This window comes from Archangium gephyra (assembly GCF_049060025.1).
In the GTDB taxonomy this organism is placed as follows: Bacteria; Myxococcota; Myxococcia; order Myxococcales; family Myxococcaceae; genus Archangium; species Archangium gephyra_A.
Genome location: NZ_JBMEQQ010000002.1, coordinates 199153 through 223665, shown reverse-complemented (window position 1 = coordinate 223665; position 24513 = coordinate 199153). Strand labels below are relative to the sequence as shown.

The window sequence follows — 24513 nt, the reverse complement described above, 5'->3', positions numbered from 1 at the left end:
CCTAACGGTTGCGGCGCAAGAGGAACAGGCCCAGCCCGAAGCCCGTGGCCCAGGTGGTCGCCGCCCCCAGCGGCGTCATCCGGGCCGGCTCGGGCCGCGGCGGCAGCGTGGGACGCAGGCGATCCTCCATGTCCTTCTGATCCTGCTCCCGCTTCTGCCCCTTCGTCATGGGAGGGCCGCCCTGGCCCGGCCGCTTCTGCCCCGGCGACTTCCCCTCGGGCGACTTGTGCTCGAGGATGGCGTTGACCTCCGCGCCAATCAGGATGACCTGCGCGGAGATCCACATCCACAGCAGCATCACGATGACGCCGCCGAGCGCGCCGTAGTTCGCGTCGTAGCTGCCGAAGTTGCGCACGTACATCGAGAAGCCCCAGGACGCGACCAACCAGATGATGACGCCCACCACCGAGCCGGGCGTGATGAACCGGAACTTCTGCTTCACGTCCGGCAGCAGGTAGTAGGTGAGCGCCCAGACCAGCATCATCAGCACGCCGGCGAAGGGCAGGCGCAGCCACATGACGACGGTGCCGAGCGGCTCCCCGAGGAACTTCGCGACGGCCGGCGTGGCCACCATGGCCAGCGAGGCGAGGATGGAGAGCATCGCGCCCCCCAGCGTCACCAGGATGGCGGTGCCGCGCACCTTCCAGAAGGGCCGGGACTCCTCCACGTCGTAGACGGTGTTGAGCGCGTCCATCAGCGCCACCACCCCGCCCGAGGCGGCCCACACCGCGCCCAATGCACCGACCGTCAGCAGGCCCACGTTGTTGCCCGCCGCCAGGTCCTTCAGGCGCTGGCCGACGATCTCCGTCACCGCCTCGGGTGCCACCCGGCCCAGCTCCTGGATGAGCACCTGGGCCTGCGCGGGATCGATGAAGAGGCTGGCGAGCGCCACCAGGAATAGCAGGAACGGGAACAGCGCCAATACGGCGAAGTACGTCACCGCGCCGGCCACGTTGCCTATCTTGTCGGCCTTGTACTCGTTCTTCAGCTCGGTGAAGAACTCCTTCCAACTCATTCCCTTGCCCGGGAGCACCATCGCGCCTCCTCCTAGGTGACACGCCAAGGATGCGCATTCCGCCCGCCTGCCCCACCCGTTCTCCGGGACACGGAAACGAGCCTGCCCGCCTCCTCTGGGAGCAGCCGGAGCAGGCGGCACCCGGACGGAGGGCTCAGCGAGGGCTCAGCCCGCGTAGACGGGCAGCACCGGCGCGTCCTTCAGGCGCGGCGCGGCCGAGTCCTTGGGCGACAGCAGCGGCGACGTCACCGGCCAGGGGATGCCCAGGTCCGGGTCGTTCCACGCGATGCCGCGCTCGGAGGCGGGCATGTAGACGTCCGTGCACTTGTAGTGGAAGTCCGCGCTCTCGGAGAGGACGCAGAAGCCGTGCGCGAAGCCCGCGGGCACCCAGAGCTGGCGCCGGTTGTCCACGCTCAGCTCCAGGCCCACGAACCTGCCGAAGGTGGGCGAGCCACGGCGCACGTCCACCACCACGTCATAGACGGCGCCCGCCAGCACCTGCACCAGCTTCCCCTGCGCGTGGGGCTCCTGGAAGTGCAGCCCGCGGAGGATGCCCTTGGCCGAGCGCGAGAAGTTGTCCTGCACGAAGGGCCCGGGGATGCCAGCGTCCGCGTAGCGCTTCGCATGGAACATCTCCATGAAGAAGCCGCGATCGTCACCGAAGCGCTTGGGCTCGAGGAGGAGGACGCCGGGCAGCTCCGTCTTCAGGACGTTCACGTCCGGGCTCCCCGGTTCTCGATGAGATCCAGCAGGTAGCGCCCGTACTCGTTCTTGCGCATGGGGTGCGCCTGCTCCGCCACCTGGGCCGCGGTGATGTAGCCCATGCGGTAGGCGATCTCCTCGGGGCATGCCACCTTGAGGCCCTGGCGGTGCTCGATGATCTGGATGAAGTTGGAGGCCTCCATCAGCGACTCGTGGGTGCCGGTGTCCAGCCACGCGTAGCCGCGGCCCATCAGCTCCACCTGGAGCTGCTGCTGGCGCAGGTAGGCGATGTTGACGTCGGTGATCTCCAGCTCGCCGCGCTTGGAGGGCGTGAGGTGCTTCGCGATGTCCAGCACCTGGTTGTCGTAGAAGTACAGGCCCGTCACCGCGTAGTTGGACTTGGGCCTGGCCGGCTTCTCCTCGAGGCTCAGCGCGCGGTTGTCCGCGTCCAGCTCCACCACGCCGTAGCGCTCGGGATCCTTCACGTAGTAGCCGAACACGGTGGCGCCCGACTCGCGCGCCGCCGCCTTCTGCACCAGCTCGCTCAGACCGTGGCCGTAGAAGATGTTGTCGCCGAGGATGAGCGACACGTTGTCGTTGCCCACGAACTCGCGGCCGATGATGAAGGCCTGGGCGAGCCCATCCGGGCTGGGCTGCACGGCGTACTGGAAGTTCACGCCCCACTGCTCTCCGCTGCCGAGCAGCTCCTCGAAGCGCGGCAGATCCGTGGGCGTGGAGATGATCAGGATGTCCCGGATGCCCGCCAGCATCAGCGTGGTGAGCGGGTAGTAGATCATCGGCTTGTCATACACGGGCAGCAACTGCTTGCTGACCACGCGCGTGAGCGGATACAGCCGCGTTCCCGAGCCACCCGCCAGCACGATTCCTTTCATGTTCTCCTCACCGAGCCCGCAGGCTTTCCAGCAATCGTGCGACCGAGTACGAGAGATCGAAAGGGATGCGCCGTCCCAGCACGCGCTCCAGGCGCCGGGTGTCGCCCAGGCTCACGGGCACGTCACCGGGGCCGCGCAGGAGCTGCTCCGCGGTACGGACCTCCACACGCCCGCCCACCTGCCGGAGGATCTCCTCCAGGAGCGACCCCATCCGCACGGGCTGGCCGGAGCAGAGGTTGAGGATTTCCTCTTCCGGCTCGCGCTGCCCCAGCGTCCAGAGGGCGTCCACCACGTCCGCGACGTCCACATAGTCCCGGACGGGCGTCAGGTCCCCCACGGTGAGGCACCCACCGCCCGCGGCGGCCAGGGCGAGGGACTCGCGGGCGAAGCGGGCGGGCGCCAGGGCGCCGGGCATGCCGGGACCGATGATGTTGAAGAAGCGCACCACCCCCACGCGCAGCCCGCGGCGGCGGGCCAGGAGCGCCAGCCGCGTGCTGGCGAGCTTGGCCACGCCGTACTCCCCCACCGGGCGCTCGCGGGCGTCCTCGGAGATGGGCTCGGTGCCCAGGTCTCCGTACTCCGCGGCGGAGCCCGCCACGAGGACGCGAGGCTGGTAGCCCGGCACGGCCTGCACGGCCTGGAAGAGGTGGATCGTGGTGGCGGTATTGGAGGCGAAGACGCCCCGCGCCCCACCCCCGGGACCACCGGCCAGGTGGTAGATGAGCGACGGCCGCTCGCGGGTGAGCAGCTCCGTCAGGCCGCCCGCGTCCTCGGCGAGATCGATGGCGTGGTAGCCCGGCTCCTCCCGGGGCGTGCGACCCACGCCCAGGCACTGGCGCCCCTCGGCACGCACCCGCGCGGCGAGCGCCCGCCCGACGAAGCCGGCGCTCCCCGTGATGAAGACGGACTCAGCCATGGCGGGGGAGGAACTGCTCCCGGCGCTTCTGGAACTCATCCGTGGCGACCGCGTAGTCGTCCGTGCGGCCGATGTCGAGCCAGTAGCAGTCCTGGCGGGCACAGGCCACGCGCTCACCGGCCTGCTTCAGGCGCATCATCAGATCGGGGATGTCCAGCCGCTTGCCGGGCTCCATGTAGCGCAGCGCGCCCCGATTGAAGAAGTTGATGCCCATGCTCACGTTGTACGAGAGCGTCGGCTTCTCGATGTAGCGGCCGAGCTGCCCGGCCGGCTCCTCCTCCACCACGCCGAAGTCGATCTTCACGTCGCGCTGGTAGAGGCTGATGGTGGCCATGGCCTTGCTGGCCACGTGCGTCTCGAAGGCCTTGCGGTAGTCCATGGTGGTGAGCAGGTCACCGTTCATCACCAGGAAGTTCTCATCGAGCCGATCCTGGACCAGCGACAGCGGCCCGGCCGTCCCCAGGGGCTCCTCCTCGTGGGAGTACTCGATGCGCACGCCCCACTTGCCCCCATCGCCGCAGAAGACGCGGATGAGCTCGGCCAGGTGGCCGGTGGTGACGATGAGCCGATCGAACCCCGCACGCGCCAGTTGCCGCACGACGATCTCCAGGATGGGGAGATCATCGATGGGCATCAGGGGCTTGGGAAAACTGGTGGTGTAGGGCCGCAGGCGCGTGCCCTTGCCGCCGGCGAGAATGATGGCTTGCAAGGTGGTGTCCTACCGGTTGTAGACGTCCGACCGGAAGCGGTCGGCGTGGTTGCGGATGAAGGCGATCGTCTCGAGCAGGCCCTGCTCGAGCCCCACCCGGGGCTTCCACCCGGTGAGCGCCTCGGCCTTGCGGGCATCCGCCAGCAGCGTCATCACCTCGCTCTTCTCGGGGCGGGTGCGCTCGGTCTCGCAGACGATCTCCTTGTTCACGCCCGCCAGCCGGAGGATCAGCGTGGCCAGATCGCCAATGCTGATGGCCTTGCCGGAGCCCACGTTGATGACCTCGCCCAGCGCCTGCTCGCTCTCGGCCACGGAGATGAAGCCCTCCACGGTGTCCGCCACGTAGTTCAAATCACGCAGCGGAGAGAGGGAGCCGAGCTTCACCACCGGCGAGGAGGACAGGGCCTGGCTGATGATGGTGGGGATGACGGCGCGCGCCGACTGCCGCGGACCAAAGGTGTTGAAGGGGCGGATGGTGGCCACCGGCAGCCCGAAGCTCAGGTAGTAGCTCTCCGCCAGCTTGTCCGCGCCGATCTTCGAGGCCGAGTAGGGAGACTGGCCCTGCAGCGGGTGCTTCTCGTCGATGGGGGTATAGAGCGCGGTGCCGTACGTCTCGGACGTGGAGGTGTGCACCACGCGCGCCACCTTGTGCGTGCGCGCGGCCTCCAGGACGTTGAGCGTGCCCTCCACGTTCGTCCGCACGTAGCTGGCCGGCGCCACGTACGAGTAGGGAATGGCGATCAGCGCCGCCAGGTGGAAGACGATGTCCTGCCCGGCCACCGCCGACGACACGAAGAACGGATCCTCGATGTTGCCGGAGATCACCTTGAGCTTCGAGCGGACCTGGCTGCTCGCCATCTCCAGGTTGGAGAGATCCGGCCGGGCATCGTAGTGCACCATGGCCGTCACCTCGGCTCCGCGCGCGACCAGCGCCTCCACCAGGTGGCTGCCGATGAAGCCACCCGCCCCCGTCACCAGAACCTTCGCACCCTGCACTTTCACGTCATCCACTCCCTTGCACGATGCCGCTCGCCGCCCCTTGGGACGCCAGCTGGCGGAACACTTCGTAATACTTCTGGCGCGCCGTTTCGATGGAGAAGCGCTCCTCGACGCTGTCGCGGCACGTGCGCGCCAGGCGCGTGCGCCGCGAGTCCAGGTTCAGCGCGCCGCGGATGTCGCGCACGAAGCCGTCCACGTCCGTGGGCGGCACGACGAAGCCCGTGCGGCCGGACTGGATGACCTCGGGCAGCGCCCCCACCTTCGACGCCACGACCGGGGTGCCCAACGCCAACGCCTCCAGGCACACCAGGGGCAGCCCCTCCACGTCCGAGGGGATGACCACCACGTCCGCCCGGCGCAGGTAGGGCCGCGCATCCTCCACGATGCCCAGCAGCTTCACGCGCTCGGCCAGCCCGTGCCGGTGGATGAGTTCCTCCACCTCCGGCCGCTGCGGCCCGTCACCCGTCATCGCGAAGCGCACGCGCGCATCCCGCTTCATCCGGCGGGCGATCTCCACGAAGCGCAGCACGCCCTTCTCCTCGGAGAAGCGGCCCGAGTACAGGACCAGCCGCTCACCGGGCGCCAGCTCCAACCGGGGCGGCCCTCCGGGCAGATAGGGCACCGACTCCTGCGAGAAACGCTTCATGTCGATGCCGTGGTAGATGATGCGGATGCGCTCGGGCGACTCTCCGCCCCGGAGCAGCGCGTCACGCACCTCCTCGTTGGCGACGATGTGGAAGTCGATCTCGCTCGCGTGGCGGCGGTTGTTCGCCAGGTGCCCCACCGTGTTGTACAGGTGATCCACCACCCGGACGTGCGGCAGCTCCCGGCGGATGCGGGGCAGCAGCGCGTAGGTGCGCGCCGAGCCGACGAGCATCAGCACGTTCACCTGCCGCGTCCGCAGCAGGTGGAGGATGGCCTCGTCGTGGGCGAACTCGGGCAGCTCCTTGGACAGCTCGAAGACGTCATCGGTGAGGCGCTGGAAGGCCCCCGCCGAGCTGCCCATGCTGGGAGGCGTCTCGATGGTGGAGTAGACGCTGAGCCGCGCGTCCTCCTGCTGGCAGGTGGCGAACACCTGGAGCATGAGGCTGTCGGAGCCGCCCATCACCATCCACGGCTGGGCCAGGGCGATGCGCAGCGGCTTGGGCGCCGGCAGCGGGCTGCGCGACAAGTCCCGCGACGGCACCGTCTCCTTGAGCGGCTGGGTCTGCTCGCGCGAGATGCGCGCCACGCGCAGGTGCCCCAGGTAGCGCCGGTGCTTGGCCAGCGTCTTGCGGTAGGCCTGCTCCAGCCCCGGCCGGATCGCGTCCGACAGGCTGTTGCCGTGGATGCGGTAGAGCATCAGCGGCTCGCGGATCTTGTATCCCCGCACGCCGCGCTCGGCGAAGCGCAGCCAGAAGTCCCAGTCCTCGATGGAACCGTCCTTGTTGCTGCCATACCCGATGCCGAGCGACTTCCACGTCTCGTAGCGGAACATCGCCACGGTGGACACCGTGTTCGTCCTGCTCAGGTTGGCCAGCGAGAACTCGTCCGCCGTCTCCCACACCCGCTGCTCGCGGCCAAAGAGCTGCACGGAGGGATAGACCACATCCACGCCCAGCAGCTCGAGCGCCATCACCGCCTTCTCCAGATACGTGGGGGCGAGCATGTCGTCCGCGTCCAGGAAGGTGATGTACTTGCCACGCGCCTGCTGCAGCCCCGCGAGGCGGTTCTCCCCCACCCGCGTGGGCTCGGGCTGGAAGATCTTGCGCACCTTCGGATGCTGCAGCGCCCGCACCTGCTCCGTGGTGGTGCCGTCGGTGGAGCCGCCCTCCACGAGGATGATCTCGAAGTCCTGCAGCGTCTGCTTGTCGAGGCTCACCAGCGCGTCCGGCAGGAAGCTCCCGTAGTTGAAGCAAGGGATGATGACCGACACGAGCGGCCTGTCCTCCGGCCAGCGCTCGAGTCCGGACCTCTTGCCGAGCACGCCCTGCTCCACCTTGCGGTAGAGCCCGGTGACCTCGGTCACCAGCGGCTCGGGATCCGGCATGCGCCGGATCGGCTGCTCCAGGGCGAACTCCAGGACGTACTCGCCCACCCGCCGCGCGGGCCGCAGCACCGTCTGGCCGAGCCACGCCCGGGCAGGCTTGGGCAGCACCAGCCGCGCCATGGCCAACGGCAGCCGCCAGACGCGCGTGGGCTCGTCCTTCATGTCCACCAGTTCCTGCGCGAACTCGAAGGCGCGGTGCGTCTTGTAGCCGCGCACCTGCTCCTCACGCTCGTTGAGCTGGGACTGGAGCTGCTGATTGGTGGCCTGGAGCTGTTGCAGCTTGCGCTCCAGCTCCTGCAGGCGCTCCTTCATCCGCGCGGCGTCCTCCGCCTTGCGCGAGGAGCGCTGACGCTTGCCCGCCTTCTTGGGTTTGGGAACGACTGCCTGGCGCAGGGGCAGCACATCACCCAGCGGCGCATCTGACGGCTGCTCAGATGAGGGAGAGCGCTCTCCCTGCACAACCGTGGCGTCCAGCGATTGCTTGCTTCCCTGGCGATTCATGACCGTTCTCACTCACCGGTGGCACACCCGCCCTCACCTGGGTGCGAGGGGCTGGCGAGTAGTGCTTGGACGAAGAGGATCCAGGCCATCGCCGAGCGCTGCCGCGGGAGAGCCGGCCCCACCTCCATGTCCCGACGCGGCCCAACGCCTCCGACCCGGCTGGCCGCGCGTGTGTTACGGGATTGGTGCTGGAGTGTCAAGGCAGGCCACCCCGGCAGGCGGGCTGCTCGGCGCCCCTGTGTCGAGGCCTCGAGACCGCCTGGCGAGCCCTTCCGTACCGCTCACAAACCGCTGGATTCATTGGACCTCCCGGCCAGGGCAAGCAGGGCGCCCCTTCCTTGACCCCACGAGCGGACTCATGGATGACGAGGTGGGCGAATCCAAGAAATCCCCTCGCGGGCGTGAGCCGATATTCGTTCAAAGGACACGGAATAACTCAATGACGGCGCATGAAAATCCCCTGGTCATCCTCCTCCCCGAGCTGGCGCTGGGAGGATTGCTCCGTCATGCCAGTGAGGTGGCCCGGCAGGCGCGGCTCGAGGGGCAGCCAGCGACGATCATCTCGGTGCGGGGCGAGCGCGACGTCTCCGAGCACCTGGCCGGGCTGGAGGTGCGCCTGGTGGATTCATGGAGCGGAGCCGGGCAGAAGCAGGTGCTCCAGTGGATGGAGGGAGCCGAGGTGCTGCTGCTGAGCCCCCGCAGACGGCGCTGCTGGCGCCGGCGCTCTGCGTGGCGCGGAGCGCGGCGGTGGGAGTGCATGGCTCGCCCGGAACCAACCGGGAGTGGCTCGGCGAGGAGCGCTTCGCGGTGCTGGCCACCGCCGTTGGCACGACGGGGGGACCCCAGGTGCTCGTCCCCGGGCAGGCGTACGTCGACGGCGTGGCGCGAGAGCTTCGGCATCTCCCCCGGGCAGGTCTCCGTGTTGCCCAACGCGATCCCCCTTCCCGAGACCCTGCCCATGACGAGGCCGGGGATGGGCTCCGTGCTGACGGCGATGCGGCTGGCCAACGACAAGCGGTGGGTCCTCGAGGCCGCGGCACGGCTCGCCACCGCGGGGCGAGTGCCACTCAAGGTCGTGGGCCAGGGCCCGCATGCGGACGAGTTCCGCGCCTGGCTGGGCTCCCGGCCGGGTCTGAGCGCCGAGGTCATCGAGACGGAGGACTTCGACACGCACCTGCGGGAGGCAGACGTGGTCGTGGCCGTGGGACTGGTGGCGCTCGAGGCGGCGGCGCGAGGCCGCCGGGTCGCCGTGGCCGCCAAGCCCGGGGGAGGGCTCGCCGGAGCGCTCACCCCGAGCAACTGGGCGGCACTCCAGGCCACCAACTTCGCGGGGCTGGGCCTGCCGGAGCAACCGCCCGCCGAGGTCTGGACCACGCTCGGGGAGATGACCGCGAAGGATCTGGAGGATGTGGCCGGACTCGTCGAGCGCACCGCCTCGCCCCGGGCGTTGCTGGAGACCCTTCGCCGCCACCTCCGGCCCGTGCAGCCGCCCGCACCGGGCCGGCTGATCATGGCATTCGCGGACCTGACCGCCTCGCTCGAGCAGCGCGCCGCCAGACTCGCCCACGACGCCAGCGAGCTGGAGAAGGCGCGCGACTGGTGGCACCAGCAGGCCCAGGCCGCGGGCACCCAGCTCCGGGAGGCCACCGCCTACCTGGGCGAGGTGGAGAAGGCACGTGACTGGTGGCATCAGCAGGCCCAGGCCGCGGGCACCCAGCTCCAGGAGGCCACCGCCTACCTGGGCGAGGTGGAGAAGGCACGTGACTGGTGGCATCAGCAGGCCGGGCGGACCGCGGACAAGAATCCCTGAGCGTCCCGCGGCCGCGGACCCGGTGTGCCCATTCCCCGCGCCTGCCTCCCATGGCATACAACGCCCCGTTGCTCCTTCAGATGAACAGGTGAAGAGGTCCCAGCCGTGTTCGCGCCGTCCCCCCACCAGCCAGAGTCCTCGGGTGCGCGAGCCGCTCCGCCCCACCCCCCTCGAGATGAGGCACCCCTCACCCTGCCCCTGCTCGGTGCGCTGTCCCGGCGGGAGCTGCTGCTGTTCGCCGGCACGTTCTGCGTTCTGCTGATGACCTGGACGCCCAGGCTGTCGCAGACGTTCTACACGGGGGACGACTATGTGATGTCTCAAGCGGGGTCCCCCCAGGAGGTGCAGAAGGTGCTGCTGGGCCAGGGGCGCTTCGGACTGGCGCTCTTCCTGTGGTTGCAGGAAGCGCTCGGGGCACCCCATGGCCGTACGGTCACCCTGTACACGTGGCTGGCGCTGGTGTTGATGTCCCTGGGAGGCGTCCTGCTGGCCCGGACGTGGCGGTTGACGCACGAGGGCTGGCTGCCCTTCGTCGTCTGCCCCCTGGTGTTCATCCACCCCTACTTCGCCGAGCTGTGGGCGTTCCGGGGCGTGCCGGCGCTGGCCTGCCTGTCGCTGCTGCCGGCGATGCTGGCCGCGGAGTGGACCCGCCTCCATGGGTGGAAGGGACTGCCGCGAGCCCTGCTGCTGATCACCTTCGCCTTCAGCATCTACCAGACGAGCTTCAACGTGCTGGTGGCGATCATCGCGGTGGGGGCGCTGCTGGAGCTGGCACGGACGGAGCCCACCCGGAGCGAGACGCGCCTCGTCCTCCTGCGGTGGTTGCCGGCCGCGAGCGTGCTCCCCCTGGGCAGCCTCTGCTACCTGCTGGTGAACAAGGGGGTGCAGCTCATCTTCCGGCCGCCCACGCTCGCGCGCACGGAGTTCCTGGGCTTGCAGGACGCACCGGAGCGCCTGAGGACCCTGAGGGACCTGTTCGCCCGGGTCATGCTGCGAGATGAGATGTTCAGCACGTGGTTGCTGACCGGGCTGCAGGTGGCACTCGTCCTGCTGGCGCTGGCGCTCATCGCCTTCCAGAGCTGGAAGCGGAAAAGCCCGGTGAGGGGCGCGTGGATGGTGCTCCTGTGCGCCACCAGCCTGCTGGCCACCGTGGGCCTGCTGCTGCTCCTCAAGGAGTGGTGGCCCACGCCCAGGACGCGGATCGCCTTCGCCTTCGCCATCGGTGGACACCTGGCGCTGGCCTACGTGCTCGCGGCTCCCCGCCTGCGCCCCGTGCTGGCGACGGTGGCGGGCCTGCTGCTGTGGGGGTTCGCCGGCATCGACCAGCAGTTGTCGGCCGACCAGTTCGTCGTCAATCAGCTCGACCGGGCCACCGCGCAGAAGGTGGCCTTCCTCCAGGAGCGCGACCCCGAGCTGAGGAACATCCGGAGGGTGGCCTTCGTGGGCCATCCGTTCTCGTACCCAGGCACCCGGTCGGATGGCGACACGAACGTGGCGGCCATGTCCACGCGCTGGAGTCACGCCGGGCTGATGCAGCTCGTGACGGGACGTCTCTACGTGCCCCTCGGCGAGGAGGAGTACGCCCTGGGCATCCAGGAGTGCGCCACCGGCCCGAAGTGGCCGGATGAGCGCGCCTTCCGGAAGCTGGATCAGCTCCTCTTCGTCTGTTTCTAGGCCCCCCGGCTCCAGGTCATCGAGGAGGACTGGGCGGTGCCGCCCAACCGCCACCACGTGCGCTGGACGGCGAGTTGCTGGAGCTGGGTGACCACCTCGACGCGCTCCGCGCCATGCCGCCAGGACTCGGCCAGACCGGCACGGACGAGCTCCCGGTACAGCCCACGGCCGCGCCAACGGGCATCCACCGCGTTGAGCGGCACCTTCGCCACGCCGTCACGGGGAAGCACCAACGTCAGGAAGCCGGCCAGCTCGCCCCCCTCCTCCACCACGAAGGTCACGTCCGCGGCCGGGCCGCCGACGGACGTGCGCGCCCAGTGCGCATACACCTCGCGGACACCGGCGCGCGGCAGGTGGGGATCGTTCAGATAGCGGTTGTAGGAGTCGCCGGGCGTGCTGAAGCAGCGGGCGGAGAGCTCCGCGAGCCGCTCCACATCCCCCTCCGTGGCGCGGCGCACCCCGGCGGGGAACGCCCAGGGCTCCGGCGGGCGCGTCACGGCCAGCGTCACCAGCAGGTCCCTCAAGCAGAAGCCGGCCCCCTGCAGCGCCGCCGCGCCCGTGTAGTCCCGGCTGTCCAGACGGCAGGTCAGGTGGACGAGCCCCTGCGCGCGGGCCTTCTCCACCGCCCGCAGGAGCAGCTCACGGCCGCCCTGCTCGGAGCGCGCGAGGAGCAACTCCAGCTTCCCCGCCTCGAGCCCCAGCCGCTCGCAGTCCCACGCCTCGCGGCGCACGGCCACCACGCCTCCCTCGCCCTCGACGAGCTGGCCCGCCTCGCGCCGCCGCTCCAGGTCGCGCACGAGCCGCTCCGCGGCTTCACGCCGAGAGCCCCCCGGCGGCACCGGAAGACACGCCCAGCCCTCCAGCCACTCCCTCCATCCCGCCACCTGCGTCATGGCGAGGACCCTTCCGGCTTCTGCAGCACGGCCAGGACCAAGGTTCCCCAGGGAAAGGAAACCTGGTGGCCCAGCGGCGTCTCCAGACTGAAGACGCCCCGCAGCAGCGCGTTCACGGGGGGCGAGGGGACCCGGTGAGACCGCTCCACCAACGCCCAGAGCTCGTCCCGCGACAGCTTGGACACGTCGGGCTGTCCCATCAGCCGGCCGAGGACGAGCAGCGGGCTGAGCAGGAACATGAAGTAGCGCGTGTCCAGCACCCGGAAGCCCAGCTCGCGCCCGAGCCGTTCCAGGTCCTCGCGGGCGTAGCGGCGCTGGTGACCCACCACGGCATCGTTCCAGGACCAGAATCGCTGGAGTGCGGGGGTGGTGACGAAGACGAGCCCTCCCGGTGCCACCGCCTGAAAAACCTGCTGCAACGCGGCCCTGTCATCGGGGATGTGCTCCAGCACATCCAGCAAGAAGACGACCTCCCAGCGCTCCCGCCAGCCGAGCCGCTGGAGATCCACCTGGTAGCGCGAGACCGGGGCCGGAAGCAGCGAGGAGGCGGTCTCGAGCGCGCGCAGGGACGAATCCGCGAGGGCCAGCTCCCCGAACGCCTGGCGGCCCTGCTCCGCGAGGAAGGACACCCAGCCGCCCGCGCCTCCCCCCAGATCGATGGCCCGCGGCCCCGGGCTTCGCGCGGGCACCCGCCCGAGGTGCCGTTGCAGTGCGTGCCACAGGAACCGGCGCCGGCCGAGATACCAGAAGTGCCTCGACTGCATCTGGCGGAGGAGCGCGAACCCCCGCTCATCGTACGTGTCCTCCCGGTGCAGCACCGGCACGCGAGGCCGGAAGATGCCCTCCGTGAGGACGTACGCCGAATCCTCCCCACCGCCCTGGTTCTCCGCCACCTCTATCGCGGACATGAATCCCCCCTCGTCAACGAGACCCTCAAGCAGCCCGGCCTGCTCCGCCTCGCGAGGACTGCTCGTCTCCACCGGTACTGGAGGACGGGCCGAGCCCGCCCGAGGAACGGAGCCAGTCCTGACCGCGGGCATTGAGCGAGACATACATCCGCCCCAGGTAGGTGCTGATGATGCCCAGGAAGGCGAAGAGCAGGCTGAAGAGGAACGTCAGCACACAGAAGAGCGAGAGCCAGCCCTGCGGCGCCTGGTTCAACATCAGCGCGCGAACGACCTGCACCCCTCCGAGCAACAGGCCGAACACCGATGCGCAGAAAGAGCCCCAGGTGGCGAGTTGCAGCGGAAGCACCGTCAGGGTGCTCATGTGCGACAACCACAACCGGAACAGATCGCGGAGGCGATACGTGGATTCCCCCGCGTCGCGGCGCCTGTGGGGCACGGTGACCTCGCCCACCCTGCGGGTGCCGCGGAAGATCATCGAGTCGATGTACGGGAAGAACTGCTCGGAGCGCCCCAGCATGCGGGCCAGGTCTCCGCGGATCGCGCGCACGTTGGTCACCCGGATGCCCGTCCGGTTGCCCATGGTATGCTTGAAGATCCACAGGTTGAGCCGGGAGACGAGCCGGCGCGGCAGACTCTGCGCCGTGGTCTGGAAGCGGCCGTACACCACGTCATGACGGCTGCCGCGCAACGCCCGGGCCACGGCCAGCCCCGCCTCGGGCGGGTTCTGCCCGTCATCGTCGAGCGTGATGACGACATCTCCCCGCGCGATGGCGAAACCCTTGAGCGTCGCCGCGTGCTGGCCCCGGTTTCCGCCCAGCTCGAGGAAGCGGATGCGCGCATCCTTCGCATGCAGGCGGTCGATGACCTCCTGGACGTCATCCGGGGAGCCGTCGTTGACGAGGATGATCTCGAAGGGCCCCTCGGGCTCGAGTGCCGCCACCAACTCCGCCACCGTCTTCTCCAGGTAGGCCTGGGAGCGGTAGCACGGGATGACGACGGACAGCAGACCCTCAGAGGGCACGGAGGAACTCCTGCGTGCGCCCGATGACCTCGGAGAAGCTCGGCATCGGTCATGTTGAAGAACAGCGGCAACCGCACCAGGCACCCCGTCAGCCGCTCGGAGACAGGCAGGGGGGAGCCGTCATGGAAGTGCTGGCCCATGGGGGACTGGTGCAGGGCCACGTAGTGGAAGGGCGCGATGATGTCGTGCTTGCGCATGTGCGCGATGAAGCCCGTGCGGTGCGCGGGCGAGCGGAAGACCATGGCGAACAGGTGCTGGTTGCCCGCGTTCCGGGACGAGCCCTGGATGACGTAGCCGCCCATGCGCTCCACCGGCTCGGTGAGCGCCGCCGCGTAGGCCGAGTGGATCTCCCGGCGGCGGGCCTGGATGCGCGAGAGCGCCTCGAGCTGCGTGCTCAGGTAGGCCGCGTTGAGATCCGACAGCACGTAGCTGGAGCCGACGTCCACCCACGTGTACTTGTCCACGAGGCCATTCTGGAACTTGCGGCGGTTGGTGCCCTTGTCGCGGATGTACTCGGCGCGGTCGATGAGGTTCGGATCCCGCAGGGTGAGCGCGCCGCCCTCGCCGCAGCCGATGTTCTTCGTCTCGTGGAAGCTGAAGGCCGAGCACACGCCGAAGGTGCCCAGCGGACGCCCATCGAAGCTGGCCGCCAGGGCCTGCGCCGCGTCCTCCACCACCGGAACCTTGCCGCACAGCTTCAGCAGGGCCTCCATGTCGCACGAGTTGCCAGCGTAGTGGACCACCACCACGGCCTTGGTGCGCGGCCCCAGCAGCTTCTCCACGTGCGCCAGGTCGAGGTTGCCCTGGGCGTCCACGTCCGCGAAGACGGGCCTGGCCCCGCGCAGCACGAAGGCATTGGCCGTGGAGACGAAGGTGTACGAGGGCACGATGAACTCGTCGCCGGGCCCTACCTCCAGCAACAGCGCGGCCATCTCCAGGGCATGCGTACAGGACGTCACGAGCAGCGTGCGCAGCCCGAGCATCTGCTCCAGCAGCGCCTCGCAACGCTTGCCGAAGGGCCCCCCTCCCGCGACATGACCGTTCTTCAGGATGGCCTCGGCCATGGCGGTGAGCTCAGTGCCGAGGTGGACGGGCTTGTTGAACGGAATCATGGGACCCCCGCGAGAACGCTTGAAGAAGCTGCTAGGTAGCAGAGCGGGGGGGAAAGCGTCAAAAGCCGGAAACGTCCGCTCCGGTGTGGGCGCTCAACCCCGCTCCCGCCGCCAGTCCGAATGGAAGCGGGCGAGGGATTCACCCAGCGCCAGCGGCCGGGCGTGCAGCTCTCGCCGGGCCTTGTCCGTGCGCAGCCCCGAGCGCAGAGGGCGCGGAGCGGGCAGCTTCAGCTCGGCCATCTTCACCGGCACCAGGAGCCCCGCGTCGAAACCGAAGACCTCGCACACGGCCCGGCCGAACTCCACCCGGTTGACCACCTCGGCGCCGCAGGTGTTCCACACTCCGCCCAGCCGGCGCAGGCCCAGCTCGGCCACCATGGCGGCCACGTTCTCCGCGTAGCTGGGCGAGACGAGCTGATCCTCGAAGAGCCGGACGGGCTGGCCCTGCGCCAGCACGCCCACCAGCCACGCCCCGAAGTTGGAGCGCCCCGCCACCGCGGGCCAGCCATACACCACCGCCGTCCGGGCGATGGCACAGCCGGGCGCGAGCACCCGCGCGGCCTGCTCGCCCATGTGCTTGGTGAGCGCGTACACGCCTCGCGGATTCGGGAGGGCCTCCTCGTCATACGGGCCCGCATCGCCGTCGAAGACGTAATCCGTGGAGACGTGCACCAGGTGCGCCCCGGCACGGCGGGAGGCTCGGGCCACGAAGGCCGTGGCCTCCACGTTGGCGGCGAAGGCCAGCCCGGGATCCCGCTCGCACGCGTCCACCTCCGTCATGGAGGCACAGTGGATGACGGCCTCGGGGGCGGCCTCCGCGACGAGGGTGGACACCTCCTGCTCGCGCGTGAGCTCGCAGGGGAGGTAGCGCCAGCTCCCGGAGACGCGGCGCTCGCCCCGCCCCAGCCCCACCACCTCGTGCCCCTGCTCCGCGAGCAGGAGGCACGTCCGGCTCCCCACGAGCCCATTGGCCCCCGTGACCAGGATGCGCATCGGCTCAGCCCTCCGCCTGGAGACGGGCGCGGTACTGCGTGTCGAAGTAGTCCCGGTAGGCGCCGCTCATCACGCGCTTCCACCAGTCCTGGTTGTCCACGTACCAGCGCACCGTCTCCGCCAGGCCCTGCTCGAAGGTATGCGCGGGCGTCCACCCCAGCTCGGCCTTGATCTTCGAGGGATCGATGGCGTAGCGCCGATCATGCCCCGGCCGATCCTTCACGTAGCGGATGAGGGACTCGGGCTTGCCCACCAGCGCGAGGATGGCCTTGACGATCTCGATGTTCTTGCGCTCGGCACCGCCGCCGATGTTGTAGACCTCGCCGGCCCGGCCCTTCTCCAGCGCCAGCAGCAGCGCCCGGCAGTGGTCCTCCACATGGAGCCAGTCGCGCACGTTGGCCCCATCGCCGTACACCGGCAGCGGCTTGTCGTGGAGCGCGTTGACCACCATCAGCGGAATGAGCTTCTCCGGGAACTGGTAGCGGCCGTAGTTGTTCGAGCAGCGCGTCACCACCACGTCCAGGCCGAAGGTGTGGTGCCAGGCCAGCGCGAGCAGATCCGAGCTCGTCTTCGAGGCCGAGTACGGGCTGGAGGGCTGCAGGGGCGAGGTCTCGGTGAAGGCGCCGGTGGGCCCCAGCGAGCCGTACACCTCGTCGGTGGACACCATGAGGAAGCGCTTGACGCCCTGCTGCCGCGACGCCTCCAGCAGGCGCTGCGTGCCGAGCACGTTCGTCTGGACGAAGACCTCGGGGCCGAGGATGGAGCGATCCACGTGGCTCTCGGCGGCCAGGTGCATCACCGCGTCGATGGCGTGCTCCCGCATCACCTTCCCGACGAACTCCCGGTCGCAGATGTCGCCGCGGACGAAGACGTGGCCCCGGTCGGCCTCGAGGTCGATGAGATTCTCGAGGTTGCCGGCGTACGTGAGCGCGTCGAGGTTGACGACCTTCCACTCCGGCCGCTCGCGGCGCAGGAGCCGGACCAGATTGGAACCGATGAAGCCGCAACCGCCTGTGACGAGGATGTTCATGGGGTCTGCCGGAACGACGAGAGAGAGCCCCGAGTAGCGGAGCCCCAACCAGCCGTCAAGGCAGCCGCACCGGCGGCCTTGTGCGGCGCGGGGTACGGGTTGTAAGGGAGCAGGCGCCTTGAGCCACCCGCGAAGAGACAAGCCCCGCGCCGTACACCAGCTCGTCCCCCGGCTCGCCTGGGGAGACGCGGTGGGCAATCAGGTCCGCTACCTGCGCGAGCTGCTGCGCGGCTGGGGCTACGCCTCGGAGATCTACGCGGACCAATGGGACGAGGAGTGCCGCGCCCAGGTGCGCCCGGCCCGGGACTACCCGCGCGAGGCGGACGCGGAGTCGGTGCTGCTCATCCACCACAGCTACGAGTCGAGGCTCGTCCCGCTCGTCCGGCGCTCGCCTGGCCGCAAGGCGCTCGTGTACCACAACGTGACGCCCGCCCGGCTGCTCGAGGGCTTCGAGCGCAAGGTGGCGGCCGGGTGCGTGGCGGCCCGGGAGGAGCTGCTCGCCCTGCGGCCGCACATGGAGTGCGCGTTCGCCTACTCGCGCTTCAGCGCCGAGGAGCTGGTGGCGGGGGGCTTCGCACCGGTGTCCGTGCTGCCCTTCGCGGTGGACTGGCGGAGCTTCGACGTGGCGCCGGACCCCACCCTGCGCGCCGAGCTGGACGACGGCTGCGCCAACATCCTCTTCGTGGGCCGCGCGGTGCCCAGCAAGCGCGTGGACGACGTGCTGCGCGTCTTCACCGCCTACCAGCGGCTGTACCAGCCTCGCAGCCGCCTGCTGGTGGCCGGCTACCTCAACCGCGACTCGCCCTACGGGGCGTGGCTGCTCGGGCTGCGGGACGTGCTCGGCCCGGAGCGGGTGCTGCTGCTGGGGCGGGTGAGCGCGGCCCAGCTCTCCGCCTGCTTCTCCGTGGCCACCGCGTACCTGTCCATGAGCCAGCACGAGGGCTTCGGCGTGCCCCTGCTGGAGGCCATGTACCGGGGAGTGCCGGTGGTGGCCTACGGCGCGGCGGCCGTGCCCGAGACAATGGCCGGCGCGGGACTGGCGACGCTGTCGGGAGACCCCGTCGAGGTGGCGCAACTGCTCGCCGTGCTGGAGCGCCAGCCCACCCTGCGCTCGCGGGTGGTGGAGGCCCAGCGCGCCCGGCTGCACGGCCTGGAGCAGGACACCGTCGCCGCCGCCGTGCGCGAGGCCCTGCGCCCGCTGCTCGAGGCCCCGCCCGCGCGCCCCTCCCCTCCCCCCTCGCCGTACACGGTGGAGCTGGTGTGCCCCGGGCTCCTCGCGGCACCGGACGCGCCCGCCTCGCGCCTCACCCGGCGCCTGATGGAGCGGCTGCCCCGGGCGCGCGTGCTGGCACTGCACACGGGCGCGCCGCTGACCTCCAGCGCTCCCGGGGTGGACCGCGCGGGGGGCGGCGAGGTGTGGCGCTTCAGCCCCGACCTGCCCCCGCCGCGAGCGCCCTCCGCCGGGCTGCCGGGCTCCTCGTCGCTGGAGACGGCGGTGTGCGCCTCGGGCGTGCCGGCCATCTTCCTCGGCGCGGACACGCAGGTGGCCCGCGACACGGTGCCTCGCCTCGGCGAGCGGGCGTGGGGCATCACCTTCTCCCCGGAGCGCCCGGCCGGAGCGCCGGAGTACGGCAACCGGCTGCTCACCCTGGACGCCGGCCGGTTGGACGAGGCCGCCGGCCGCATCATCCACATCCTCGACACCCGCGGAGGCCCACGTGCGCGCTGAAGATCTACTCACCCGGGAGCCCACCGCCGAGGCCGTCGCCGCCGAGACCACCCGGCTGCCTCCCGTCTCCGACGCCACGCTGGCGGAGGTGCGGCACCTGCTCGAGGTCTCCGAGCGCGCCCCCACCTCGCCGGAGTGGCCGCCCGTCCTCCAGGCACCCCGGAACAAGAAGGACACCCGCTACGCGGATCCGCCCACCTCCCACCGCCCCGTGGTGGGCCCGGTGCTGGTGCTCGCCAAGCGGGCCTTCCGGCTCGCCTTCCAGCCCTTCATCAACGAGGCGCTGCGCCGGCAGGTGGAGTTCAACGAGGCCATCCTCGAGTCGCTCGCCACCGTCTACGAGCACCAGAAGGAGAGCGCGCGTACCCAGGCCCTGTGGCGCCAGGAGTGGGAGCGCCGCCTGGCCCGGCTCGAGGCGGAGCGCGGCGCGGCGGAAGCGCCCTCCACGAAGCGCCCGGGTGGGAAGAAGCCGTGAAGATCGCCTTCCTGGCGGGAGATGTCGGCAACATCTCGGGCGGGGCCAACGTCATCATCGAGTACGCGTGGCGGTTGCAGGCGCTCGGCCACGAGGTGGTGCTCGTCACCCACCGGCCGGTGCGCCTGTCCCCGTCGCCGTGGCACCCGCGGCTGCCGGAGCTGCGCTTCCAGTCCTTCACGGAGGCGGCGCGGGAGCGCTTCGACTTCGCCTTCGCCACCTGGTGGCTCTCCTGGTTCGATCTGTGGCGCGTGGACAGCGCCGTCTACGGCTACCTGAACCAGAGCCTCGAGTCGCGCTTCCACGCGGAGGCGCACCTCAAGCACCTCAACCGCATCACCTACTCGCTGCCGCTGCTCTTCGTCACCGAGGCGCGGTGGCTGGCCGACTTCATCCGCACCGTCCAGCCAGGGGGGCAGGTGCTCTATGTACGCAACGGGCTGAGCCGCGAGCACTTCCCCTGCGTCGAGGCCCCCGCCCCGCGCACGGGCCCGCTCCGGGTGCTCGTGGAAGGGCCCTGGGGCATCGAGTTCAAGGGAGTGGCCGAGACCTTCGCGCTGCTCGAGGAAGCCCACGCCCGGGTGGACTTCGAGGTGGGCTGGCTCACCTCGAGTGGCGGGGGCCAGACGCCGTCGGTGGGAGGCCGCCCCGTCCGGGTCTACGAGCGCATCCCCATCGACCGCGTCCGCGAGGTGTACCAGCGCCACGACGTGCTCCTCAAACTGTCGCGCGTCGAGGGCATGTTCGGCCCTCCGCTGGAGATGTTCTCGCAGGGAGGCACCGCCATCACGTACACCGTGACGGGCTCCGACGAGTACATGGTGCACGGCGAGAACTCGCTCCTGTTCCCACCGCATGACCGGCGGAGGCTCACGGACTACCTGCGGGTGCTCTCGGCCTCGCCCGCGTACCTCGAGCGCCTGAGGGCCGGGGCCCTGCGCACCGCCCGCGCCTTCCCGGACTGGGAGGCCAGCATCGGGCTCCTGGAGGGCGAGCTGCGGCGGCTCCACCACGAGGGCCTGCGCAACGATCACCTGCGCCCCGCGCTGGAGGCGGTGGCGACGCTCAAGGAGCATTGGCTCGACGAGGTCCGCCACGTGACGGAGGCTGCGCTGGATGCCGGTCCCGGGGAACGTCTGCTGCTCGAGCGCTACCGGAGGCTCAAGCGGAGCGCGGGTCTCCAGGGCTTGAAGCAGTTGGTGCCGGACAGCGTCAAGCAGTCCGTGCGCGCGTTCTTCACCCGGAGGCTGGAATGAAGGTCCTCCTGTCATCGGCACGGACGAAGGTGGCCATCCTCGGGCGGCCCATGTTCGAGCCACACGTTCCACGCACGGCCGGGTGGGCCGAACTCCGGTTCCTCGCTCTCGGCGAAGACGAGGGGGCCGCGGCGGCGGAGGAGGCGCGCACCTGGGGCGCGGAGGCCTGCCTCGTCCTCGAGCCTCAGCGGCTCGCTCCGGGCGTCGTGGCGCGGCTGCCTGGGATGAAGATCGGCATCGTCCCGGCCCCGCTCGACGGAGACGAAGCCTTCGCGAAGCTATCGGCCCTGGTGAGGCCGGACGGCTCGGGGTTGCGCTGGCTCACCTGGCCGGAATCCGCCGTGCCGTCCGGACTGGCCTCGCTCCCCTGGCTGCAGACACTCCCGCTGCCCGTGGACACGCACCGCGTCTCCGAGGGCCCCCGGTTGCAACACACCCGCATCCTCGTCCCCGAATGGGCCTCGCCCGCCAGCCCCGTGCTGGAGCGGATTCGCGAACGGGCGGATGTCGAGCGGCTCCCCGGGGGACTGGCTCCCTCCGCGCTCCTGGAGCGGCTGGAGGGCGCGGGCGTGCTGCTCCACAGCGCCCACGAGCCTCTCGGCCGGAGAGATCCGCTGCCGATGCTGGCGCTCTCGCGGGGCCTGCTGCTCATCGCCGACACGGCCTTCCCCGCTGACTGGTACGTGGAGCCCGAGGACGAATTCCTCGTCCGCCGCGGAGAAGCCATGGTGCGCGCGGTGGACGAGCTCGTGCGAAGGCCCGGCTCCTTCCACGCGGTGCGCGTGCGCGCCTGGCAGAAGGTGCAGGAGGCCTTCGATGCCTCCGCGCTCTTCCAGCGGCTCCTCCACGACGCCTCGCTGCTGAGCGTCGTGGAGGAACGCGGACCTACCGGGCCCTCAGCAGGCTGAGCGTATGGCTCACGGCATTGGCGGCCACGAGGTCCAGCCTGCCATCGCCGTCGAAGTCACCCGTGCTCACGGCGTGGGGGTCCTGCCCCGTGACGTACGCGCGGACCGTCCGGAACGAGCCATCCCCGTTCCCCTGCCACACGGCCACGTCGTTGTTGCCTCGAGCCGAGTAGTGGGGATCCCGGGGATGCCCGCTGCCGATCCCCTTCCCTCTGGCGCCGACGAGATCGAGCACCCCATCTCCATCGACGTCCGCCGCCACCAGGGCGTGGAGGATATGGGTCTCGGAAGCGGTGATGGACCGCTCCGTGAAGGTGCCATCCCCATTGCCGTGCAGGAAGAGCAACACCGAGCCCACGGCGCCATCCCCCGCGGGCCCCGCGACGAGATCCTTCTTCCCATCCCGATCGAAGTCGTCCAGGACGAGCACCTCTGGAGGGGAGCGCAGGGCCTGGCTCCTCGCGGCCTGGAAGGTGCCATCCCCGTTTCCCCGCAGCACGCTCACATCGCCGCTGCCCTGGTTCGCGGTCACGAGATCGACCTTTCCGTCCGCATCGACGTCACCCGCCACGAGGGCCATGGGAGCCTCGCCCACCGCGAACGCCATGGGGGCCTGGAAGGTCCCATCGCCGTTGTTGCGCAGCACGCGCACGTCATTCGCAGTGCGGTTCACCGTGACGAGCTTCCGGCTTCCCGTCCGCGTCGAGGTCGGCCGCCACCAGGGACACAGGTGCCGAGCCCACCTCCAGGCGGAACGGTTCGCGGAAGGAGCCATCGCCGTTCCCCCGCAGGACGTTCAAGGAGCCACCCGCGTGCGCGGTGACGAGATCCTGCCTGCCATCTCCGTCCACATCCGTCGCCGCCAGTGCCCCGGGATTCGGCCCCACGCCCACCGGGGCCAGGGTCCGGAAGGTCCCATCCCCGGAGCCCAGCAGCACGCTCACGTCGTGACTGCCTTCGTTGGCGGAGACGACGTCCAACGCGCCATCACCATCCAGGTCCGTCGTCACCACGGCCACGGGGCGCGTGCCCGGCTGCATGCGAAACGCCCCTTCGAACGTCCCATCTCCCCTGCCCCGCAGCACACTCAGCCCCGAGGCTCCGAAGGAGGCGCCCCCCTCCAACGTGACGACATCCGGCCGTCCATCCGCGTCGACGTCCACCACCTTCACCACGGCAGGCGTTTCCTGATGCCATGAGATGCGGGCGGGCGCGAAGGTGCCATCTCCCTGGCCCGGCAACACGGAGAGGTCACCGGAAGAGGCCGTGAGCAGAAGATCGGGCCTTCCATCACCCGTCAGTTCCGCGATCTCCGCGAGCCTGGCCGGTGAGCCGAGCGCGAGGTCGCCAGGCGCCTGAAACGTCCCATCTCCCTTGCCTCGCAGCACCTGGACGAGCAGAGCGCTGAAGTTCACCGAGACGAGATCCACCTTCCCATCCGCATCGAGGTCCCCGAGCGTGAAGAAGGACGAGCGGGTCAGGACGAGGCTGGCGCTTCCGAAGGTGCCATCCCCGTTGCCGGGCAGCACGCGCACGTCGCCGTGCGAATCGAGAACGAGCAGATCCAGGTTCCAGTCCTCGTCGAGGGAGGCCGCCCTCACGCGCGTGAAGTCGACAAGGTCCTCGAGGACGTGCACTGGCGGCTGGAAGGTGCCATCCCCCTTGCCGAGGAACAGGCTGACCTTCGTTCCCTGGGGCTGCGCCGGGTCCGCCTTGCTCACCGTGGCGAGGTCCAGGAACCCATCCCTGTTGAAGTCCCCGGCCGTCATGGACGCCACGAGGAGGCCCTCGAGAGGCATGCTCAGCGGAGCCAGGAAGGTGCCATCCCCCCTCCCCAGCAGCACGTTCAGCGCGGGCTCGGTGTACCAGGTCGGAAAATGGCGGGAGAAGGCGCCACTGCTCGCGAGGTCCAACCAGCCGTCGCCGTTGAAGTCGCCCGCGACGAGGGCCGAGTGCCCGGGACCCGGAGTCAGGGTCATCCCCCACTGGAAGAGCCCATTGCCCAGACCGCGAAAGACATTCACGGAGTCGTAGGGGCTCAACGTGGCGGCATCCAGCTTCCCGTCACCATCGAAGTCCTCGAAGACGCCCTCGTAGGCGGGGTTCACGAAGGTGTTCTTCGTGGCCGCGAAGTCCACCTCGCACCGGCTCGTGCCCAGGCCCCGGTTGTCGAGGGTGATCGTCTCCATCCGGGAGGCCCCCGCCCTGCCCGCCACCGAGGCGGTGAGGCGCAAGCGGACCTCGGTGAGGACCCCCGGCAGATCCCTCGCGGCATCCCAGAGGAAGACGTGGGACTGGCCCTCGGGAGCGGGGGAGCTGGTGACGCCCATCACCCCCTCGTGGCTCTCACTCACCGCCTGCGTCGCGCGCTGGAACTGCCCTGTCCCACCGGCATCGAACTCCACCAGGACGTCCACCCGCCGTGCGGACTCCTGCCGCACGGCGTAGGCGATGGGAACGCAGCCCGCTCGCGGCCCGCTCTGTCTGGACAGCGACACGACATCCGGAGGAGCCGGCTCCGCGAGCGATACCGGAGCCGAGGGCGCGGACCCGGGCCCCTCCTTCTGCTCGTTCGCGGCCCGCACGGTGAAGGTGTACGTGACGCCCCGCCGCGCTCCGCGCACCACGGTGCTCGTGGCGCCCTCCGTGGCGGCGACGCTTCCACCGGGTGAAGCCGTGACGAGGTAACGCGTGATGGGACGGCGGCCCTCGCGCTCGGGCGGGGTCCAGCTCACCGTGATGAGCTCATCGGTGGCGGTGGCTCGCACCTCCCGGGGAGCACCGGGCTCGTCGGGAGTCCGGCACGCGAGGACCGTCACAGCCAGCCCCACCAGGAAGACTCGCACGAGGCCGGGAGAGAAGGTGCTGATTCGCAGGTTCATGAGGGAGGACCCGAGACTGATTCAGGGAGAAGTCCGGCCACTTCCCATGGCGAGGGGC

20 protein-coding genes and 2 pseudogenes are annotated in these 24513 nt (G+C 70.1%); 6 read left to right on the top strand and 16 right to left on the bottom strand.

Annotated elements, in window-relative coordinates:
* Position 1: 1 nt before the first annotated feature.
* From ACN28I_RS01125 to ACN28I_RS01095, 7 genes are all read right to left on the bottom strand, one after another.
* The gene (locus tag ACN28I_RS01125; protein WP_420940333.1) at positions 2 to 1036 is read right to left on the bottom strand and encodes a YihY/virulence factor BrkB family protein; all 1035 of its coding nucleotides are present in this window, start codon (positions 1034 to 1036) and stop codon (positions 2 to 4) included.
* 144 nt (positions 1037 to 1180) lie between these two features.
* Positions 1181 to 1732 carry a dTDP-4-dehydrorhamnose 3,5-epimerase gene (gene rfbC, locus ACN28I_RS01120; RefSeq protein ID WP_420940332.1) on the bottom strand — a complete coding sequence of 184 codons (552 nt, stop codon included), beginning with the start codon at positions 1730 to 1732 and terminating at the stop codon, positions 1181 to 1183.
* Entirely contained in the window at positions 1729 to 2610 is an 882-nt protein-coding gene (rfbA, locus tag ACN28I_RS01115; protein ID WP_420940331.1) for a glucose-1-phosphate thymidylyltransferase RfbA, read from the bottom strand. Before rfbA ends, rfbC begins: the two co-directional genes overlap by 4 nt.
* A gap of 7 nt (positions 2611 to 2617) precedes the next feature.
* On the bottom strand, positions 2618 to 3526 hold the full coding sequence (locus ACN28I_RS01110; RefSeq protein WP_420940330.1) for an NAD-dependent epimerase/dehydratase family protein: 909 nt from the start codon (positions 3524 to 3526) through the stop codon (positions 2618 to 2620).
* Positions 3519 to 4235, bottom strand: a complete 717-nt coding sequence (locus ACN28I_RS01105; protein WP_420940329.1) for a sugar phosphate nucleotidyltransferase — start codon at positions 4233 to 4235, stop codon at positions 3519 to 3521. Before ACN28I_RS01105 ends, ACN28I_RS01110 begins: the two co-directional genes overlap by 8 nt.
* Before the next feature lie 9 nt (positions 4236 to 4244).
* A complete protein-coding gene (locus tag ACN28I_RS01100) occupies positions 4245 to 5237 on the bottom strand; it encodes a GDP-mannose 4,6-dehydratase (protein WP_420940328.1) in 993 nt (330 codons plus the stop codon).
* A 1-nt stretch (position 5238) separates the two neighbouring features.
* Complete coding sequence (locus ACN28I_RS01095) at positions 5239 to 7764, bottom strand: glycosyltransferase (RefSeq protein ID WP_420940327.1); 2526 nt, start codon at positions 7762 to 7764, stop codon at positions 5239 to 5241.
* Positions 7765 to 8203: 439 nt separating this feature from the next.
* Between ACN28I_RS01095 and ACN28I_RS01090 the strand changes: the two genes are divergently transcribed.
* Together ACN28I_RS01090 and ACN28I_RS01085 are read left to right on the top strand one after the other, a co-directional pair.
* Positions 8204 to 9574 carry a hypothetical protein gene (locus ACN28I_RS01090; protein WP_420940326.1) on the top strand — a complete coding sequence of 457 codons (1371 nt, stop codon included), beginning with the start codon at positions 8204 to 8206 and terminating at the stop codon, positions 9572 to 9574.
* Between the two features lie 105 nt (positions 9575 to 9679).
* Positions 9680 to 11248, top strand: a complete 1569-nt coding sequence (locus ACN28I_RS01085) for a glucosyltransferase domain-containing protein (RefSeq protein ID WP_420940325.1) — start codon at positions 9680 to 9682, stop codon at positions 11246 to 11248.
* Here the strand turns inward: ACN28I_RS01085 and ACN28I_RS01080 are convergent.
* From ACN28I_RS01080 to rfbB, 7 genes and pseudogenes are all read right to left on the bottom strand, one after another.
* Complete coding sequence (locus tag ACN28I_RS01080; RefSeq protein WP_420940324.1) at positions 11245 to 12141, bottom strand: GNAT family N-acetyltransferase; 897 nt, start codon at positions 12139 to 12141, stop codon at positions 11245 to 11247. The genes ACN28I_RS01085 and ACN28I_RS01080 overlap by 4 nt on opposite strands.
* On the bottom strand, positions 12138 to 13049 hold the full coding sequence (locus ACN28I_RS01075; protein WP_420940323.1) for a class I SAM-dependent methyltransferase: 912 nt from the start codon (positions 13047 to 13049) through the stop codon (positions 12138 to 12140). The genes ACN28I_RS01080 and ACN28I_RS01075 overlap by 4 nt, the downstream gene beginning before the upstream one ends.
* A 25-nt stretch (positions 13050 to 13074) precedes the next feature.
* Positions 13075 to 13629: a hypothetical protein gene (locus ACN28I_RS01070; protein ID WP_420948865.1), complete on the bottom strand. Its 555-nt coding sequence runs from the start codon at positions 13627 to 13629 to the stop codon at positions 13075 to 13077.
* Between the two features lie 87 nt (positions 13630 to 13716).
* Positions 13717 to 14001 (bottom strand): annotated as a pseudogene (locus ACN28I_RS01065) (glycosyltransferase); the annotation flags it as partial.
* A gap of 164 nt (positions 14002 to 14165) precedes the next feature.
* Positions 14166 to 15134, bottom strand: a pseudogene (gene rffA, locus ACN28I_RS01060) (dTDP-4-amino-4,6-dideoxygalactose transaminase); the annotation flags it as partial.
* 141 nt (positions 15135 to 15275) lie between these two features.
* Positions 15276 to 16175 carry an SDR family oxidoreductase gene (locus ACN28I_RS01055; protein WP_420940322.1) on the bottom strand — a complete coding sequence of 300 codons (900 nt, stop codon included), beginning with the start codon at positions 16173 to 16175 and terminating at the stop codon, positions 15276 to 15278.
* Between the two features lie 4 nt (positions 16176 to 16179).
* Positions 16180 to 17205: a dTDP-glucose 4,6-dehydratase gene (rfbB, locus tag ACN28I_RS01050; RefSeq protein ID WP_420940321.1), complete on the bottom strand. Its 1026-nt coding sequence runs from the start codon at positions 17203 to 17205 to the stop codon at positions 16180 to 16182.
* 118 nt (positions 17206 to 17323) lie between these two features.
* Here rfbB and ACN28I_RS01045 point away from each other — a divergent pair, with 118 nt between their 5' ends.
* Genes ACN28I_RS01045 through ACN28I_RS01030 form a run of 4 tightly spaced genes read left to right on the top strand, consistent with a single transcriptional unit; the run spans position 17324 to position 21573 of the window.
* The gene (locus tag ACN28I_RS01045) at positions 17324 to 18934 is read left to right on the top strand and encodes a glycosyltransferase (protein ID WP_420940320.1); all 1611 of its coding nucleotides are present in this window, start codon (positions 17324 to 17326) and stop codon (positions 18932 to 18934) included.
* Entirely contained in the window at positions 18924 to 19409 is a 486-nt protein-coding gene (locus tag ACN28I_RS01040; RefSeq protein WP_420940319.1) for a hypothetical protein, read from the top strand. The genes ACN28I_RS01045 and ACN28I_RS01040 overlap by 11 nt, the downstream gene beginning before the upstream one ends.
* Positions 19406 to 20665: a glycosyltransferase gene (locus ACN28I_RS01035; protein ID WP_420940318.1), complete on the top strand. Its 1260-nt coding sequence runs from the start codon at positions 19406 to 19408 to the stop codon at positions 20663 to 20665. The genes ACN28I_RS01040 and ACN28I_RS01035 overlap by 4 nt, the downstream gene beginning before the upstream one ends.
* Positions 20662 to 21573: a glycosyltransferase gene (locus tag ACN28I_RS01030; protein WP_420940317.1), complete on the top strand. Its 912-nt coding sequence runs from the start codon at positions 20662 to 20664 to the stop codon at positions 21571 to 21573. The genes ACN28I_RS01035 and ACN28I_RS01030 overlap by 4 nt, the downstream gene beginning before the upstream one ends.
* On the opposite strand, the gene ACN28I_RS01025 is transcribed toward ACN28I_RS01030, so the two are convergent.
* Both ACN28I_RS01025 and ACN28I_RS01020 read right to left on the bottom strand, forming a co-directional pair.
* A complete protein-coding gene (locus ACN28I_RS01025; RefSeq protein ID WP_420940316.1) occupies positions 21551 to 22246 on the bottom strand; it encodes an FG-GAP repeat domain-containing protein in 696 nt (231 codons plus the stop codon). The two genes, ACN28I_RS01030 and ACN28I_RS01025, sit on opposite strands and share 23 nt — an antisense overlap.
* On the bottom strand, positions 22227 to 24455 hold the full coding sequence (locus ACN28I_RS01020; RefSeq protein WP_420940315.1) for an FG-GAP-like repeat-containing protein: 2229 nt from the start codon (positions 24453 to 24455) through the stop codon (positions 22227 to 22229). The genes ACN28I_RS01025 and ACN28I_RS01020 overlap by 20 nt, the downstream gene beginning before the upstream one ends.
* Positions 24456 to 24513: the final 58 nt, after the last annotated feature.